Here is a 16,410-nt window from a genome sequence, read left to right as displayed (position 1 = left end):
TCTTTAATCACGCCACCAGCAAGGAGACGAACGCTAAAAATGCAAAACCAAAACCGGCCCAGGTGATGCGCGAGGTCGCGACAAAGCGCAGACGTGCCATGCTGTTTTCAAACAGGGCAATCACCAGCACGCCGACCAGCAATTTGAGCGCGGCAACCACCACGGCCAATACCAGCCCCCCAGCGGAGAAGTGCGTCATCTGCCCCCACGGGAAGAAGACGCCAACAAACATCTGCAGGACCACCAGCTGCTTAAGGCTGATGCCCCACTTAAGCACCGCAAAGCCGTAGCCGCTGTATTCGGTGAGCGGCCCTTCCTGCAACTCCTGTTCGGCTTCTGCGAGGTCAAACGGCAGTTTGCCCATCTCAATAAAGGTGGCGAATGCGCAGGCGCAAAGGGCCAGCACTAGCGGGAGGGTACGTGACACCGGCCAGTGGTAAACGGTGTGGGTGATAAAGCTGATATGGGTGGAACCCGCGACCTGCGCGGCCACCCATAGCCCCAGCAGCAGGATCGGTTCGACCAGCACGCCCAGCATCGCCTCGCGGCTGGCGCCGATACCGGTAAACGGGCTGCCGGTATCCAGGCCCGCAATAGCAAAGAAGAAGCGGGCAATGGCGAAGAGGTAAATCAGCGTAATCAGATCCCCAAGTGCAGGCAGCGGCGAGCCCACCGTCACCACCGGCAGCGCGGTGGCGATGGTCAGCATCACGCCGACCATCACGAACGGCGTCAGGCGGAAGACCCAGCCTGCGGCATCCGGCGCCACGCTCTGGCGGGAGAGCAGCTTGAAGAGATCGCGGTACTCCTGGAGCACGCCAGGCCCGCGACGGTTGTGCATCCGGGCGCGCGCCACGCGCGTGATGCCCGACAGCAGTGGCGCAACGGCGAACAGCACCAGCGCCTGAAGTATTGCCAGTAACAGACTCATGTCAGGCTCCTCGTGAAATCACAATGACCACCAGCACCGCCAGCTCGATCAGCGCCAGACGGCGGAACAGCGCAGGTACGGCGGCGCTCTGCCAGCCCGGCATCCAGCCCACCGGGTTCAGCCAGTGGCGCAGCTTCAGCACGGCAGCGAAGTTCTCTTTCACCGGCATGGCAAAACCGTGGGCGGTGATGACCATCGATTGTTCGTGTTCGTAGCCACAGGCCCAGGCCGCCCCGCGCGAGCGGGAGGGGAGTCGGTCGCGCCTGAAGAACAGCATCAGCACAAACGGCAGCAGCGGTGCGGCAATCAGCAGCAGCGCCATCATTGGCTGGGAGACGGTGGTATGGGCGGTGGTCAGCGGCAGTGGAATGGCGTTACCCAGCAGCGGCAGCAGCCATGGGGCGGCGACCCCGCCCGCGATGCAGCACAGCGCCAGCGCGACCACGCTGGCACACATCAGTACCGGGGCGCAGCAGGCGTTTTCCGCTTCGCGGGTGCGCGGTGCGCCGAGGAAGGTGACGCCGTAGACTTTTGCCATACACATCACCGCCAACGCCCCGGTTATCGCCAGCCCAACCGCCAGCAGCGGGCCGAGCAGTCGGGCGATAAAGGCGTCGCTCTGACCGAGCGCGAAGAAGGACTGGTAGATCACCCACTCGCCCGCAAAGCCGTTCAGCGGCGGCAACGCGGCCATCGCCATCAGCCCGACCAGCATGGCGAGAGAAATCACCGGCATCTTTTTGCCAATGCCGCCGAGTTTTTCGATATCCCGATGACCGGTACGGAACCAGACGCTGCCCGCGCCCAGGAACAGGGTGCTTTTAAACAGGCTGTGGTTAACGAGGTGATACAGCCCCCCGATAAACCCGGCGGCAATCAGCGCCGGTTGATTAAGTGCCAGGCCGGTCACGCCTGCGCCGATGCCGAGCAGGATAATGCCGATATTTTCCAGGGTGTGGTACGCCAGCAGACGCTGAATGTTGTGCTCCATCAGCGCATACAGCCCGCCGACAAAGGCGGTAACCATACCTGCGATAAGCAGCGCGACACCCCACCACAGCGGCGGCTGGCCGCCGGTCAGGGTGATCGTCAGAACGCCGAACAGACCGACTTTCATCACCACGGTGGAAAACAACGCGGCGGCGGGTGCAGAGGCATTCGCGTGCGCCTGCGGCACCCAGCCGTGCAGAGGGATGATCCCGGCCAGCAGGCCAAAGCCCACCACGCCCAGCAGCCAGACGTCATTTCCCAGCGGCTGACCGTTAAGCGCTGCGAAGTCGAGCGTGCCGAAACGTTGCCACACCAGCCAGCAGGCCAGCGCCAGCAGCAGCGTGCCGAGGCGACCGAGCGCAAACCACAGCTTGCCGGAGGCGCTACATCCCGTCAGGAATACGCCGCAGAGCGCCATGATCTCCGCCATCACCACCAGCGCGCCGAGGTTGCTGGCAATGACGGTGCAGACCGCCGACGCCATCAGCAGATTAACCAGCAGACCATTCGCGCGGGTGTGCTGATGGCGGTGCCAGTCAATATTGAACAGGCTGATAAACATCCCGCACAGACCAAAAGTCACCAGCCAGATGGCGTTCAGCGGCGTGAGCTGAACGGTATGACGGACGATCGGAATCATTGCTTCGGCGGTCTGACCGCTGAGTAACACTGCCGTACCTGCTGCCAGCGTCATCAGGCTGCCCACCGCCCCGCCGATACCGGCGATCCAGCCGCTCAGGGTTTTATGGAATGACAGGAGCCACGCCAGCACAGCAGCGGCGGCAAAGTACGCCACGGCGCTGTTAATCATGAATATCGCGTTCATTTCGCCCCCTCGTTAAGCGCCTGAAGCAGAGAAATATCGCCGACGTCGGTATTAATGGTCAGCTCGCGCTTGCGTTTGCTGGTGCGGGCAATATCGCGAATGTTGACCAGAATCAGCGCTTTGGTCGGGCAGGTGCGCACGCAGGCCGGGCCCTGCTCATCGAAGCTGCACAGGTCGCACTTCACCGCCACCGCACGCACGCCGGGCACCCAGTCAAGCAACGTACTGACACGTGCCGGAGCCGGGGGAGCAGGCGGCGCTTTTGGAGTATTGGCATTCGCCGGAATATGCAGCGGACGGCTGCCGGAAAATTCAATCGCACCGAACGGGCAGGCTATGCCGCACAGCTTGCAGCTCACGCACAGGCTTTCGTTCAGCTGTACCGCGCCGTCAACGCGGGTGATGGCATTCACCGGACAGACGCCCGCGCACGGCGCATCTTCACAGTGGTGGCAGAGCTGCGGGGCAGACTCTTTTTCATTACGCATGACGCGCAGGCGCGGCATGGACTGGAGCCCGTGCAGGCGGTGCGTTTCCGAACAGGCCGCCTCACAGGTTCGACAGCCAATACAGACCGTCGAGTCAGCAATTACAAAACGGTTCACCGGGTCATCCTCTGGTGATAGTCATTTTTGACGAAAAACTGTCATGTCGACACTTCTCGACACGTGATGATCAGGCCACGTCCGCTGAGGCGTGTTCATCCATCAGCTGCTTCAGGTTGACCGGGAGATCGTGTTCAACGGCGGTGTACAGACCGTTATAAACCGGCGCGATTTTTTCCAGATAGTGCTCCAGCACCTGCTGGCGATCGCGGTTGCTGACGTGACCGTCAACCATGCCGTCGGCCATCAGTTGCGCCTTCGCAATACACTGTTTTTCACCCTCTTTTGTCTCGACGTAGTACTCAATGGTGTGACTGTTGAAGGTGTCGGCCAGGGTGACGTAAATCGTGAAATGGCCGAACAAAACAAAGCGCATATCCCCCTGCGCCGCACAGCTCATAGCGTGGTGAAGACGGGCTTTGGAGAGGGTGATCCCCTGGACCAGCGAGTTGCAGTAAAGGTGCCACTGGTCCTGTAACTGCTGGTGACGCTGCGCGATGTAATCCGCTTTTTCGCTAATTTCCCAAATAGTCATAGAAGGTATCCGGTTTATGGAGATAGCGGCTGTTAAGCAGATTCCATGCCAGTTTTTAATACATTGATATTTAATGGATTTAATTCAAAACAGGCTGTCAACAAGAGGGTGTCGACGTGTCATTTCGACAGCGTTGACATCGTCACCCCCTAACCAAAACCAGGCTGGCATTGTTATTGCATTAACGGGGCAATTCATTAAGGAGGCGTTATGCACGAAATCACCCTCTGCCAGCGGGCACTGGAACTCATCGAACAGCAGGCAGCGCAAAACCACGCGACGCGCGTGACCGGCGTCTGGCTGAAGGTCGGGGCCTTTTCCTGCGTCGAAACCAGCGCCCTCACCTTCTGTTTTGAGCTGGTGTGCCGCGGCACGCTGGCGGAAGGCTGCGAACTTCATATTGAAGAGCAACAGGCGGAGTGCTGGTGCGAGCAGTGTCAGCAGTACGTCACCCTGCTGTCGTCGAAGGTCCAGCGCTGCCCACAGTGTCAGCACACCGGCCTTCGCATCGTGGCGGATGACGGGATGCAGATCCAACGCCTTGAAATCGAGAAGGAGTAAAGTATGTGTAGCACCTGCGGTTGCGCCGAAGGCAACCTGTATATCGAAGGGGATGAACACCGTCCTCACTCCGCGTTTCGCTCCGCCCCTTTTACCCCCGCACCGCGTCCGGCAGCGGCACTCACCGGGATTCGCTTTGCGCCTCAACGCTCCGATATGGGCGATCTTCATTACGGCCACGGCGAGGCGGGTACCCATGCGCCGGGCATGAGCCAGCGCCAGATGCTGAACGTGGAAATCAACGTACTCGATAAAAACAACCAGATCGCCGCCCGCAACCGCGCCCGGTTTGCCGCACGTCAACAGCTGGTGCTCAACCTCGTCTCCAGCCCCGGCTCCGGCAAAACCACGCTGCTGACGGAAACGCTCAAACGCCTGAACGAACGCGTCTCCTGCGCAGTGATCGAAGGCGATCAGCAAACGGTCAACGATGCCGCCCGTATTCGTGAAACCGGCACCCCGGCGATTCAGGTCAATACCGGTAAAGGCTGCCATCTGGATGCGCAGATGATTGCCGATGCCACACCGCGTCTGCCGCTGGCGGATAACGGCATTCTGTTTATCGAAAACGTCGGCAATCTGGTCTGCCCGGCCAGCTTCGATCTCGGGGAGCGGCATAAAGTGGCGGTCCTCTCGGTGACCGAAGGAGAAGACAAGCCGCTCAAATATCCGCATATGTTTGCCGCCGCGTCGCTGATGCTGCTGAACAAAGTGGACCTGCTGCCGTACCTGAATTTCGACGTGGATAAATGTCTGGCTTATGCCCGTGAAGTGAACCCGGACATTGCGATCCTGCTGGTCTCCGCCACACGCGGCGACGGCATGGCGCACTGGCTAAACTGGCTGGAGAGAGAACGATGTGCATAGGCGTCCCTGGACAAATCCATTCCATTGATGGAAACCAGGCCAAAGTGGAGGTCTGCGGCATATTGCGTGACGTCGATTTAACGCTGGTGGGCAGCACCGATGAGACGGGCGTCTCGCGCCTTGGTCAGTGGGTGCTGGTACACGTGGGGTTTGCCATGAGCGTGATTAATGAAGCGGAAGCGCGCGACACGCTGGATGCCCTGCAGAACATGTTTGATGTGGAGCCGGACGTCGGCGCGCTGCTGTACGGCGAGGAACGGTAATTATGCGTTACGTTGATGAATACCGCGCACCTGAGCAGGTGATGCAGCTTATCGGTCATCTGAAAACGCGGGCCGCCCTGCTGAAACACACGGCGGAAAAGCCGCTGCGGATCATGGAAGTCTGCGGCGGGCACACCCATGCCATTTTCAAATTTGGCCTCGATCAGCTGCTGCCGGACAACATAGAGTTTATCCACGGCCCGGGCTGCCCGGTTTGCGTGCTGCCCATGGGGCGCATCGACAGCTGTATCGAGATCGCCAGCCAGCCTGACGTCATTTTCTGTACCTTTGGCGACGCGATGCGCGTGCCGGGGAAAAAGGGCTCGCTGCTGCAGGCCAAAGCGTGCGGCGCGGATGTGCGCATCGTGTACTCGCCGATGGATGCCCTGAAGCTTGCAACCGATAACCCTGGCCGAAAGGTGGTATTTTTCGGGCTGGGTTTTGAGACCACCATGCCCGCTACGGCGATCACGCTGCAGCAGGCAAAACGCAGCAACGTCACCAATTTTTTCTTTTTCTGTCAGCACATTACGCTTATCCCGACGCTGCGTAGCCTGCTGGACGCCCCGGACAACGGCATTGACGCGTTTCTGGCACCGGGCCATGTCAGCATGGTGATCGGTACCGGGGCCTACGGCTTTATCGCTGACGATTACCATCGCCCGTTAGTCGTCGCTGGTTTCGAACCTCTTGATCTACTGCAAGGCGTCACCATGCTGGTTGAGCAGAAAATAGCAGCCCTGAGCGCGGTGGAAAATCAGTACCGCCGCGTGGTGCCGGATGCCGGAAATGAACGGGCGCAGCAGGCGATAGCTGACGTATTTAGCGTTGAGGGCGACAGCGAGTGGCGCGGGCTGGGGTTGATTGCTGAATCCGGCGTGCGCCTGACCCCAGCCTACCGGTCGTTTGATGCAGAAACGCATTTCCGCCCACAGCCACAACAGGTTTGCGACGATCCCCAGGCTCGCTGCGGCGAGGTCCTTACCGGAAGATGTAAACCCCACCACTGCCCGTTATTTGGCAACACCTGTAACCCGCAAACGGCATTTGGCGCGCTGATGGTCTCTTCCGAAGGGGCATGTGCCGCGTGGTATCAGTACCGCAACCAGGAGAGTGAAGCATGAACACGGTTGAAATGGCGCACGGCAGCGGCGGTCTGGCGATGCAGCAGCTGATAAACCGGCTGTTTATGGAGGCCTTTGATAACCCCTGGCTCGCCGAGCAGGAAGACCAGGCCCGCATTGACCTCGCTTCCCTCACCGCCCAGGGCGACAGGCTGGCCTTCTCCACCGACAGCTATGTGATTGACCCGCTATTCTTCCCCGGCGGCGATATCGGCAAGCTGGCCGTCTGCGGTACCGCGAACGATGTCGCCGTCAGCGGTGCCATTCCGCGCTACCTCTCCTGCGGATTTATCCTTGAAGAAGGTTTGCCGATGGAGACGCTCGCGGCGGTGGTCAGCAGCATGGCGCACACCGCGCGCGAGGCAGGGATTGCTATCGTCACCGGCGATACCAAGGTGGTGCAGCGCGGCGCGGCGGATAAGCTCTTTATCAACACCGCCGGGATGGGGGCGATCCCCGTCGATATTCACTGGGGCGCGCAGCAACTGGCCGTGGGCGACGTGCTGCTGGTCAGCGGCACGCTGGGCTGTCACGGGGCGACCATCCTTAACCTGCGCGAAGGGCTGGGGCTGGACGGGGAACTGCGCAGCGACTGCGCGGTGCTCACCCCGCTTATCCAGACGCTGCGGGCGATCCCCGGCGTGAAAGCCCTGCGGGATGCCACCCGTGGCGGCGTCAATGCCGTGGTGCATGAGTTCGCGGCCTGCTGCGGCTGCGGTATTGAACTTATTGAGCGCAGCCTGCCCGTGAAGCCTGCGGTTCGCGGGCTGTGCGAGCTGCTGGGGTTGGATCCACTCAATTTTGCTAATGAAGGCAAGCTGGTGATAGGCGTTGAGCGCGCCGCGGCCGAAGCCGTACTTGAACAGTTGCGGGCGCATCCGTCAGGAAAAGAGGCCGCGATAATTGGTGAGGTGGTTGAGCGCAAAGGGGTGCGCCTGGCCGGACTGTATGGCGTGAAGCGCACGCTGGATTTGCCGCACGCGGAACCGTTACCCCGCATTTGCTAGAACCGCGTGAAAAGCGGTCGGCACGGAATTTTTTTTTGCCCGTTTCTACTGGAAAGCACTATGCCGTATACACCGATGAGCGATCTCGGACAGCAGGGTCTGTTCGACATTACGCGAACACTTTTACAGCAGCCCGACCTGGGTGCGCTGAGCGATGCCCTGACGCGCCTGGTCAGGCAATCTGCACTGGCAGACAGCGCCGCCATTGTGCTCTGGCATAGCGGGAGCCATCGTGCGAGCTACTTCTCCACACGAGAAAACGGAAAAGCGTTTGAATACGAAGACGAAACGTATCTCGCTCACGGGCCGATACGCCGTATTCTTTCCCGGCCGGAAGCGCTGCACTGCAATTTTGAGGAGTTCCGTCAGGCGTGGCCGATGCTGGCCCGGAGCGCCTTATATCAGCCGTTTGGTCATTACAGCCTGCTGCCGCTGGCGGTGGAAGGCCACATTTTTGGTGGCTGCGAGTTTATCCGTAATACCGACCAGCCATGGAGCGAGGCGGAATATGAGCGTCTGCACACCTTCACCCAGATAGTGGCCGTCGTCGCCGAGCAGATCCAAAGCCGCGTCAGCAATAATGTGGATTACGACCTGCTGAGCCGTGAGCGTGACAACTTCCGCATTCTGGTGGCAATCACCAACGCCGTGCTCTCCCGTCTCGACATGGATGAGCTGGTCAGCGAAGTGTCGAAGGAGATCCATCACTACTTCAAAATTGACGCCATCAGTATTGCCTTGCGCGGCCATCGCAAGGGCAAGCTCAACATCTACTCCACGCACTATCTCGACGAAGCGAACCCGGCCCATGAGCAGAGCGAGGTGGATGAAGCGGGAACCCTTTCTGAACGGGTGTTTAAAAGCAAGGAGATCCTGCTGCTCAATCTCAGCGAGCAGGATGTGATGGCGCCTTACGAGCGAATGCTGTTTAACATCTGGGGCAACAAAATCCAGACCCTGTGCCTGCTGCCGTTGATGTCCGGTAACACCATGCTGGGCGTTCTGAAGCTGGCGCAGTGTGAGGAAGGGGTGTTCACCACCGCCAACCTGAAGCTGCTGCGTCAGATTGCCGAGCGTATCTCCATCGCGCTGGATAACGCGCTGGCGTATCAGGAGATCCACCGTCTGAAAGAACGGCTGGTGGATGAAAACCTGGCGCTGACGGAACAGCTTAACAATGTCGACAGCGAGTTTGGCGAAATCATCGGACGCAGCGATGCCATGTACAGCGTGCTCAAACAGGTGGAAATGGTCGCGCAAAGCGACAGCACAGTGCTGATCCTGGGCGAAACCGGTACGGGTAAGGAGCTGATTGCCCGCGCGATCCACAATCTCAGCAACCGCAACAGCCGCCGGATGGTGAAAATGAACTGTGCCGCCATGCCTGCGGGTCTGCTGGAAAGCGATCTCTTTGGCCATGAGCGCGGTGCGTTTACCGGTGCCAGCAGCCAGCGCCTGGGCCGTTTCGAGCTGGCGGATAAAAGCTCGCTGTTCCTCGACGAAGTGGGCGATATGCCGCTGGAGCTACAGCCTAAACTGCTGCGTGTGCTGCAGGAACAGGAGTTCGAACGTCTTGGCAGCAATAAGCTGATTCAGACCGACGTGCGGCTGATTGCCGCCACCAACCGCGATCTGAAAAAAATGGTCGCCGACCGCGAGTTTCGCAGCGACCTCTACTATCGCCTGAACGTGTTCCCGATTTGCCTGCCGCCCCTGCGCGAGCGTCCGGAAGATATCCCGCTGCTGGTCAAAGCGTTTACCGCCAAAATTGCCCGCCGGATGGGACGCAACATCGACAGCATTCCCGCCGAGACGTTACGCACCCTTTCCTCGATGGAGTGGCCCGGCAACGTGCGCGAGCTGGAAAACGTCATTGAGCGTGCGGTGCTGCTGACGCGCGGTAATGTGCTGCAACTCTCCCTGCCGGAGGTTTCTCTGCCGGACTCTCCCGCGGCCGCGACCGACGTGGCCCAGGACGGGGAAGATGAATATCAATTGATCGTCCGCGTGCTGAAAGAGACCAACGGCGTAGTGGCCGGGCCGAAAGGGGCAGCCCAGCGTCTGGGGTTAAAACGCACCACCCTGCTGTCGCGCATGAAGCGTCTTGGAATAGATAAAGAGAGCCTGATTTAAGGCGCATTCCGGCGGTGCTTTCTGGCACCGCCTTTTGTCACCCTGCGTTATTGTCCCTCATTGACACACAATATTTTCCTCTGTATAAAATTCCGCCTTAATAATGAGTTTCATTTGCATCAAAAATAACTTTAATGAAGGGTAGCGTTTAATGAAGAAGGTCATCTGCGCGTTAGGCCTGGCGGTTGCGTCGGTCAGTTCTGCTCTGGCAACCACTTATCCTCTGACCATTGAAAACTGCGGTTATAAAGAGACCTTCACCAAAGCGCCGGAACGCGTCGTGGCCCTTGGTCAAAATACCGTTGAGATTTTGCTTCTGCTGGGTCTGGAAGATAAGGTGAAGGCCAGCGCCTTCTGGCCGACCAAAGTGCTGCCGCAGCTGGCCGAACAGAATGCCAAAATCAAAACGCTCACCGTCGAAATTCCTACGCTGGAATCTATCCTTGCGCAAAACCCCGATTTTGTTCCTGCACAATTGCCGCTGCTGCTCGGGCCAGAAAGTAAGGTCGCAAAACGTGAGGATCTGGCTACCGTCGGCGTGAACAGCTATTTATCACCGGGCATGTGCGCCACTAAAAAAGCCTCGGGCGATATGTACGGCAGCCGCCAGAAGCTGTGGGACATGACATACCTTTATAAAGAGATTGAAGATTTCGCCAAAATTTTCAACGTTGAAGACCGTGGCCAGGCCGTTATCGCCAGCTTCAAAAAACGTGAGGCAGACCTGCGCAAAGAATTTGGCAAAAGCAAAAAAGACCTCTCCTTTGTGTTCTGGTTCTCAAGCGCCTCTCCTTCTGCTGATGCCTACGTGGGCGGTAAAAACAGCGCCTCAGGCTTTATCGCTGACGTACTGGGTGGCCATAACGCCATCACCGCCGAGGCCGAATGGCCAACCGTGGGCTGGGAAAGCATCATTGCCGCTAACCCGGACGTGATTGTGGTCTCAAGCCTCGACCGTAACCGCTGGGCGCTGGATAACGCGAAAGAGAAAATCAAATTCCTGAAAAGCGATCCGGCCGTCAGCCAGCTTGAGGCCGTCAAAAAAGGCCATATCGTGGTGATGGACGGCCAGGCAATGAACCCGACGATCCGTACCATTTATGGCGCTGAACAGGTGGGCGAACAGCTCAGAAAACTGGGGCTGAACTGATGACGGCAGCTGTACTTCAGGCCCGACAGGGCCTGTTCCTGACCACTTCCGCTCTGCTGGCTATTGTCCTGCTGTTTCTGGTGATCGCCCTTGGCGTAAGCGTCGGAGAGTTGTCGATTCCGCTGTCCAATGTCTTTTATGCTATCGGTAATAAGCTGGGGCTGACCGCGGTTCCGCTCAACCGCATCTATGAGAGCGTGATCTGGGACTTCCGCCTGAGCCGCGCGCTGGTGGCGGCCTGCTGCGGTGCGGGGCTGGCTATCTGCGGCGCGGTTTTGCAGAGCCTGCTGAAAAACGCGCTGGCTGAACCTTACGTGCTCGGCGTCTCTGCGGGGGCGTCCACCGGCGCGGTTTCCGTCGTGGTGCTGGGGATGGGGACCGGCGCGGTGTCGCTCTCTGCGGGCGCGTTTGCCGGCGCATTCGCCGCCTTTGCGTTTGTCGCCTTTCTGACCAACGGCGCGCGCGGCGGCAACGAGCGCACCATTCTGGCGGGCGTAGCCGCCTCTCAGCTCTTCAACGCCATCACCGCCTATACCATCAGCACCTCTGCCAGCGCGCAGCAGGCGCGTGATGTGATGTTCTGGCTGCTGGGCAGCTTTAGCGGTGTACGCTGGCCTGAATTCCAGCTGGCACTGGTTGTGGTGCTGATTGGGTTAGCCATTTGCCTCTACTATTCCCGGGCGCTGGATGCCTTTACCTTTGGTGACGACGCCGCGGCCTCGCTGGGGATTGCCGTCCCCTGGGTGCGCCTGGCGCTCTTTACCACCACCGCATTGATTACTGCAACCATCGTCAGTATGGCGGGCTCAATCGGCTTTGTCGGGCTGGTGGTTCCGCACGTCATGCGTTTCTTGTTCGGTCCTCTGCATCGAACCCTGCTGATTGCCAGCGCACTGGCGGGGGCGATCCTGATGGTGCTGGCAGATATCGCCTCGCGCATGCTGATTGCCCCGCAAAGTCTGCCCGTCGGGGTGGTAACCGCCCTGGTTGGCGTGCCGTTCTTTGCCGTGATCATCTACCGCTCAAGGAATAAGTAATGAGTATCTGCGCTGAAAATATTACCTGGAAGGTAGGCAAAAAGGTCATCGTCAATAACGTGTCGCTCAAGGTGGCGCGCGGTGAAACGGTAGGACTGCTTGGCCCTAATGGTTGCGGTAAATCATCGCTTCTGCGCATTCTGGCTGGCCTGCGCCGCCCGGATGCGGGCTGTGTGACGCTGGACGGTCAGGACATTTCCCGCATCGCCAAAAAGCAGCTTGCGCGCCGGGTGGCCTTCGTTGAACAGCACGGCATGACCGATGCCAATATGCGCGTTCGCGATGTCGTCAAACTTGGTCGCATCCCGCATCACTCCCCGTTCTCGAACTGGAGCAAGCAGGATGACGAGACCGTTACCGCCGCCCTGCAGCGGGTGGATATGCTGGAAAAAAGCGATCAGGGCTGGCTGAGCCTCTCCGGCGGGGAGCGCCAGCGCGTGCATATCGCCAGGGCGCTGGCGCAGACGCCTACAGAAATTTTGCTGGATGAACCGACCAACCACCTGGACATTCACCATCAGATGCAGCTGATGCACCTGATAAGCGACCTGCCGGTGACCAGCATTGTGGCTATTCACGATCTCAACCATGCATCGATGTTCTGCGATTCGCTGATTGTGATGCAGCAGGGGCAAATCGTGGCCACCGGAACGCCGCAGGAGATCCTCTCTGAGACGTTGCTCTGGGACGTTTTTCGGGTCAAAACCAAAATCGAGATCTCGCCGTTCCATGGCAAAAAACACATTCATTTTATCGTTTAAGCGCCCGTAACATGATGCCCCTGCGCCCTGCCACAACGCTCTGGCCGCCCGTCTTACTGGGCAGCCAGTTTGTGTTTAACATCGGTTTTTACGCGGTCGTCCCCTTCCTGGCGATCTTTTTGCGCGACGACATGCTGCTTTCCGGCGGCCTTATCGGGCTGATTCTGGGGCTGCGTACCTTTTCGCAGCAGGGGATGTTCATCGTCGGCGGTGCGCTCTCAGACCGCTTTGGTGCCAAAATCATTATCCTCTGCGGCTGCGTCATCCGCGTTGCGGGTTATCTGCTGCTGGCATTTGGACACGCGCTCTGGCCCATCATCCTTGGCGCCTGTCTGACCGGCATTGGCGGCGCGTTGTTCTCTCCCTCCATCGAAGCGCTGCTGGCCAGGGCGGGTACGCATAGCGAGACTAAAGGTCAACGCAGCCGTGCAGAGTGGTTTGCGCTGTTTGCCGTCTGCGGTGAACTCGGCGCGGTGCTGGGCCCGGTTGTCGGGGCGTTGCTCACGGGGCTGGGGTTTCGCCAGGTGGCGCTGGCGGGTGCGGGGGTCTTCGTCGTCGCGCTGATGGTGCTCTACTTCTGCCTTCCGGCTGCGCAACACAGCAAGCAGGCTCTCAATATTGTTCCCTGGTGGACAACCTTCCGTCAGCCGCGCTTTGTCGCCTTTATCATCGCCTACAGCTCGTGGCTGTTGAGCTACAACCAGCTCTATCTGGCGCTGCCCGTAGAGATCCAGCGTGCCGGTGGTAACGAGAAAGATCTCGGCCCCCTGTTTATGCTGGCCTCTGTGCTGATCATCACCTTGCAGCTTCCGCTGGCCCGCTTTGCACGACGCGTGGGCGCGGTGAGAATTTTGCCGGTGGGCTTTTTACTGCTCTCGGCATCTTTTGCGAGCGTGGCGGTGTTCGCCCCGACGGTGCCGCCGGAAGGCTGGCTGCGCTTGCTGCCGTCGGTATGTTTTGTGGCGCTATTAACGCTTGGGCAAATGCTGCTGGTGCCCTCGGCGAAAGATCTGGTTCCACGCTTTGCGGAGGAATCGACGCTTGGCGCGCACTACGGGGCACTCGCCACCGCAGGCGGTGTTGCGGTGCTGCTGGGGAATTTGCTGTTTGGCAGTCTGCTGGATCGTGCGCTTGTGCCTTCGCCGCAGGCGATGTTCCCCTGGCTGCTGCTGGCCCTGTTCCCGCTATGCAGCGCGATCGCCATGAAGATCATTTGTCGCCCTTTCACACGCTGAGACGGTTACTTTTTCGGGCGATACTTTTCCGGTAATTCCGGTACCGGGCGACGATCGTCAAGCAGATGGCGTACCGTCAGAATGGGGTGACGCCACAGCATGCGGGGCCCCGCCCAGCGCATAATCTGCTTCATCTCTTCACGCCGGGCGGGCTGGTAGCAGTGTACCGGACACTGTTTACAGGCCGGTTTTTCCTCACCAAAGACGCACTTATCCAGACGCTTATCTGCATAGGCATTCAGCGCCTGATAATGCCCCTCTTCCTGAGAAGCCTGCGGGCACTGTTTTTCATACAGAGCGATCATTCTGGCGATCGTCTTTTTTTCCCGTGAAATACGTTTACCAGACATAGCGGCTCACCGACTAAAAACATGCATTAATAATACTCCTTTATCTGCCACTTTTCAGTCGTTGCATTTCGTTTTCTGAAGCCGCCTTCCACTATTAAGCCCACCCCCACCCTTTTTTACTGGTATTTTATACAGGCATTAACAACACGCGTCGCTCATCGTTACGGAGGCTATATGCAAGAGATCGCCACGACCAAACACTATCGCCACTTAAAAGTCGGTTATTTCAGAAAGCGTCACGAAGACCGGAAGACCAAAATCCCGCGACGTTACAGCGTACATGCGGCGTTGAGCTTAAAAGGCGACTGGCTGGAGCAGGCAGGGTTTACTACCCACTCTCAGGTCAGGGTGGGGGTTGAACAGGGGAAAATTGTCATCGAACTACTGAAAGAAGATCTCAGCGAGAGCAGAAGAAAATAGGACGCTTACCGACGGTAAATAGAAACCCTCTGGGCCCTTGTTTCAGAATGGTATAGTTCAATTTATGGTTCGGATAAATAAAGAAATCAGGCAATACGTCGCCGAGTACATTATCCGGCAGGGAGTCTTCATTAACCTCATGGATCTTCACGGAGGTAAACTGGAAAGAGTCTTTGTTTTCGGTCCAGATATAAGACACATCCCGGCGGATAGAGGCTATCGCCTTCTCATTTTTAAAATATGTCCCGCTTAGCGCGATGACCCCGGTCTGCTTTTGCATGGTGTACATAAAATCCAGCGTCAGGTTTGCGCGGGCATCTTCATGGTAAACAACAACAGAAACTGAACAGGCTTCCGTATTTTGTTTTTTTTCTAAGTGATAATGATAAAGCCAGGACGTCAGCGCCCCAACGGCAAACAGGACGAGACACAGGATGGCAGTAGACTTTTTAGTCACTGATTGTACCCCCTAAAATAAAGCGTAACGCATCCTGCATCTTCTTCTTGCTCATACGGTTTTCTGCAAATGAGTACAGAAAGTGCCGGAGCCGTGCTGGATGAAGAGAAGTAGGCCCAGGGGTATTTTTTACAATCGAGCCCTGTTCGCATGATAATTTGCTTATAACGCGTGAAGTTACCCCTGCTTTTAATATCATCGTTTCGTGAGAAAAAATGGCAGCCATTTTCCGTACTGCTTATGGTGTAGTCTTTAAAAAAGTCTTTTCTGGAATAGTCATGGACCGCCAGATGAAGAATAAAATAGCCCAGCCCAAAAGAGAGGGCCATAAAAAGCAGTGGAAGATAGCGACGATAGTAATGACGCGGGGTCTTATCTTTCACCTGAACGGCAGCAGTTTCCGCAATCACCTCTTTCGAGCCGGTGACAGGCTGGGCTTCTGCTATCGCGCTTTCTGATTCTGTTACGTCGTTTTCAATTCGGCTGACCTTTACTTCTTTTTTAATCTGGAACCCTTTTCTGGGTACCGTGGCAACCAGCGTGTCGTCAGTCTCTCCCGTCGTGCGCAACCCACGCCGGATAATGGAGATATTCTGATAAAGGGTATTGGCCGGAACTAACATTCCGTCTTCACCCCAAACTTTAGTAAAGAAATCCCTTTGATTAACCACTTCCGGGGCGGACTCAAGCAGAAGAACCAGACAACGACTGGCTGGCGTGGTCAGAATGACGCTCAACTCCGGTCGGGTCATAGAGACAAGTAAGTTTTTCTCTGGACAAAATTTAATATTATCGTTAATTATCCAGAACATATGAGACTCACTATGCAATAAACAGAATCAGAAAACTGTTGCCAGAGTTAGCAAGTATACTCTGCGAATATTCCTTGTCAAAGCAGTAAGTTATGGTGTTTGTTCAGCAGTAACACCGAAATAAAATAATGTGAGCATAATAGAATATTATCCCCACATCGAAGACAAATACGTTTCTGAAACAGAAAAAAAGGATGACGTTATATTCTGACGCCTTTATTCCCGTTTACGTTTAATACGCAAGGAATATCGCGCGGTGTTCCTTTAGCGTTACCGGACCAGCGTGCCTGTCGCAATTGCGGCAAGACAGGCCCACGTCTTCAGTATCGCTGGAATCAGGTACGCA

Annotated in this window: 18 protein-coding genes; 11 read left to right on the top strand and 7 right to left on the bottom strand. The window is 57.6% G+C overall.

The window, feature by feature from the left end:
- Window positions 1-7: 7 nt before the first annotated feature.
- The 4 genes from VF709_RS15985 to hycA all read right to left on the bottom strand — a co-directional run bounded on the left by VF709_RS15985 (window position 8) and on the right by hycA (window position 3,887).
- A complete protein-coding gene (locus VF709_RS15985) occupies window positions 8-931 on the bottom strand; it encodes a respiratory chain complex I subunit 1 family protein (protein WP_013098466.1) in 924 nt (307 codons plus the stop codon).
- A gap of 1 nt (window position 932) precedes the next feature.
- The gene (gene hycC, locus VF709_RS15980; protein WP_149896896.1) at window positions 933-2,747 is read right to left on the bottom strand and encodes a formate hydrogenlyase subunit 3; all 1,815 of its coding nucleotides are present in this window, start codon (window positions 2,745-2,747) and stop codon (window positions 933-935) included.
- Window positions 2,744-3,352 (bottom strand): 4Fe-4S dicluster domain-containing protein, encoded by a 609-nt coding sequence (locus tag VF709_RS15975; protein ID WP_149896897.1) that lies wholly within the window; start codon window positions 3,350-3,352, stop codon window positions 2,744-2,746. Before VF709_RS15975 ends, hycC begins: the two co-directional genes overlap by 4 nt.
- Before the next feature lie 70 nt (window positions 3,353-3,422).
- Window positions 3,423-3,887 (bottom strand): formate hydrogenlyase regulator HycA, encoded by a 465-nt coding sequence (gene hycA / locus VF709_RS15970; protein WP_013098469.1) that lies wholly within the window; start codon window positions 3,885-3,887, stop codon window positions 3,423-3,425.
- Window positions 3,888-4,097: 210 nt separating this feature from the next.
- Between hycA and hypA the strand changes: the two genes are divergently transcribed.
- The 10 genes from hypA to VF709_RS15920 all read left to right on the top strand — a co-directional run bounded on the left by hypA (window position 4,098) and on the right by VF709_RS15920 (window position 14,025).
- Window positions 4,098-4,448 carry a hydrogenase maturation nickel metallochaperone HypA gene (hypA, locus tag VF709_RS15965; protein ID WP_014833056.1) on the top strand — a complete coding sequence of 117 codons (351 nt, stop codon included), beginning with the start codon at window positions 4,098-4,100 and terminating at the stop codon, window positions 4,446-4,448.
- A gap of 3 nt (window positions 4,449-4,451) precedes the next feature.
- Window positions 4,452-5,315 carry a hydrogenase nickel incorporation protein HypB gene (gene hypB / locus VF709_RS15960; protein ID WP_149896898.1) on the top strand — a complete coding sequence of 288 codons (864 nt, stop codon included), beginning with the start codon at window positions 4,452-4,454 and terminating at the stop codon, window positions 5,313-5,315.
- A complete protein-coding gene (locus tag VF709_RS15955; protein ID WP_020689280.1) occupies window positions 5,306-5,578 on the top strand; it encodes a HypC/HybG/HupF family hydrogenase formation chaperone in 273 nt (90 codons plus the stop codon). Before hypB ends, VF709_RS15955 begins: the two co-directional genes overlap by 10 nt.
- 2 nt (window positions 5,579-5,580) lie before the next feature.
- Window positions 5,581-6,702, top strand: coding sequence for a hydrogenase formation protein HypD (hypD, locus tag VF709_RS15950; RefSeq protein ID WP_013098474.1), 1,122 nt, complete (start codon window positions 5,581-5,583; stop codon window positions 6,700-6,702).
- Entirely contained in the window at window positions 6,699-7,709 is a 1,011-nt protein-coding gene (hypE, locus tag VF709_RS15945; RefSeq protein ID WP_040023593.1) for a hydrogenase expression/formation protein HypE, read from the top strand. Before hypD ends, hypE begins: the two co-directional genes overlap by 4 nt.
- 60 nt (window positions 7,710-7,769) lie before the next feature.
- The gene (gene flhA, locus VF709_RS15940; RefSeq protein ID WP_029883188.1) at window positions 7,770-9,842 is read left to right on the top strand and encodes a formate hydrogenlyase transcriptional activator FlhA; all 2,073 of its coding nucleotides are present in this window, start codon (window positions 7,770-7,772) and stop codon (window positions 9,840-9,842) included.
- Between the two features lie 151 nt (window positions 9,843-9,993).
- Window positions 9,994-10,992 (top strand): ABC transporter substrate-binding protein, encoded by a 999-nt coding sequence (locus VF709_RS15935; RefSeq protein WP_149896899.1) that lies wholly within the window; start codon window positions 9,994-9,996, stop codon window positions 10,990-10,992.
- Window positions 10,992-12,029 carry a FecCD family ABC transporter permease gene (locus VF709_RS15930; protein WP_013098478.1) on the top strand — a complete coding sequence of 346 codons (1,038 nt, stop codon included), beginning with the start codon at window positions 10,992-10,994 and terminating at the stop codon, window positions 12,027-12,029. Before VF709_RS15935 ends, VF709_RS15930 begins: the two co-directional genes overlap by 1 nt.
- Complete coding sequence (locus tag VF709_RS15925; protein ID WP_038984751.1) at window positions 12,029-12,790, top strand: ABC transporter ATP-binding protein; 762 nt, start codon at window positions 12,029-12,031, stop codon at window positions 12,788-12,790. Before VF709_RS15930 ends, VF709_RS15925 begins: the two co-directional genes overlap by 1 nt.
- 14 nt (window positions 12,791-12,804) lie before the next feature.
- Window positions 12,805-14,025: an MDR family MFS transporter gene (locus VF709_RS15920; protein ID WP_149896915.1), complete on the top strand. Its 1,221-nt coding sequence runs from the start codon at window positions 12,805-12,807 to the stop codon at window positions 14,023-14,025.
- A 5-nt stretch (window positions 14,026-14,030) separates the two neighbouring features.
- Here the strand turns inward: VF709_RS15920 and VF709_RS15915 are convergent, their stop codons facing one another.
- Entirely contained in the window at window positions 14,031-14,375 is a 345-nt protein-coding gene (locus VF709_RS15915) for a nitrous oxide-stimulated promoter family protein (protein WP_038420491.1), read from the bottom strand.
- Between the two features lie 174 nt (window positions 14,376-14,549).
- Here VF709_RS15915 and VF709_RS15910 point away from each other — a divergent pair, with 174 nt between their 5' ends.
- A complete protein-coding gene (locus VF709_RS15910) occupies window positions 14,550-14,795 on the top strand; it encodes a SymE family type I addiction module toxin (RefSeq protein WP_013098482.1) in 246 nt (81 codons plus the stop codon).
- Here VF709_RS15910 and VF709_RS15905 read toward each other — a convergent pair.
- Together VF709_RS15905 and VF709_RS15900 are read right to left on the bottom strand one after the other, a co-directional pair.
- A complete protein-coding gene (locus VF709_RS15905; protein WP_023621089.1) occupies window positions 14,773-15,252 on the bottom strand; it encodes a membrane protein in 480 nt (159 codons plus the stop codon). The genes VF709_RS15910 and VF709_RS15905 overlap by 23 nt on opposite strands.
- A complete protein-coding gene (locus VF709_RS15900) occupies window positions 15,249-16,064 on the bottom strand; it encodes a winged helix-turn-helix domain-containing protein (protein WP_029883184.1) in 816 nt (271 codons plus the stop codon). Before VF709_RS15900 ends, VF709_RS15905 begins: the two co-directional genes overlap by 4 nt.
- Between the last annotated feature and the right edge of the window lie 346 nt (window positions 16,065-16,410).

It is taken from the genome of Enterobacter sp. Lyrl_3 (genome assembly GCF_051948675.1).
Lineage (GTDB): Bacteria > Pseudomonadota > Gammaproteobacteria > Enterobacterales > Enterobacteriaceae > Enterobacter > Enterobacter cloacae.
The sequence above is the reverse complement of the archived record's forward strand: the minus strand, read 5'-3'. Positions and strand labels throughout refer to the sequence as shown.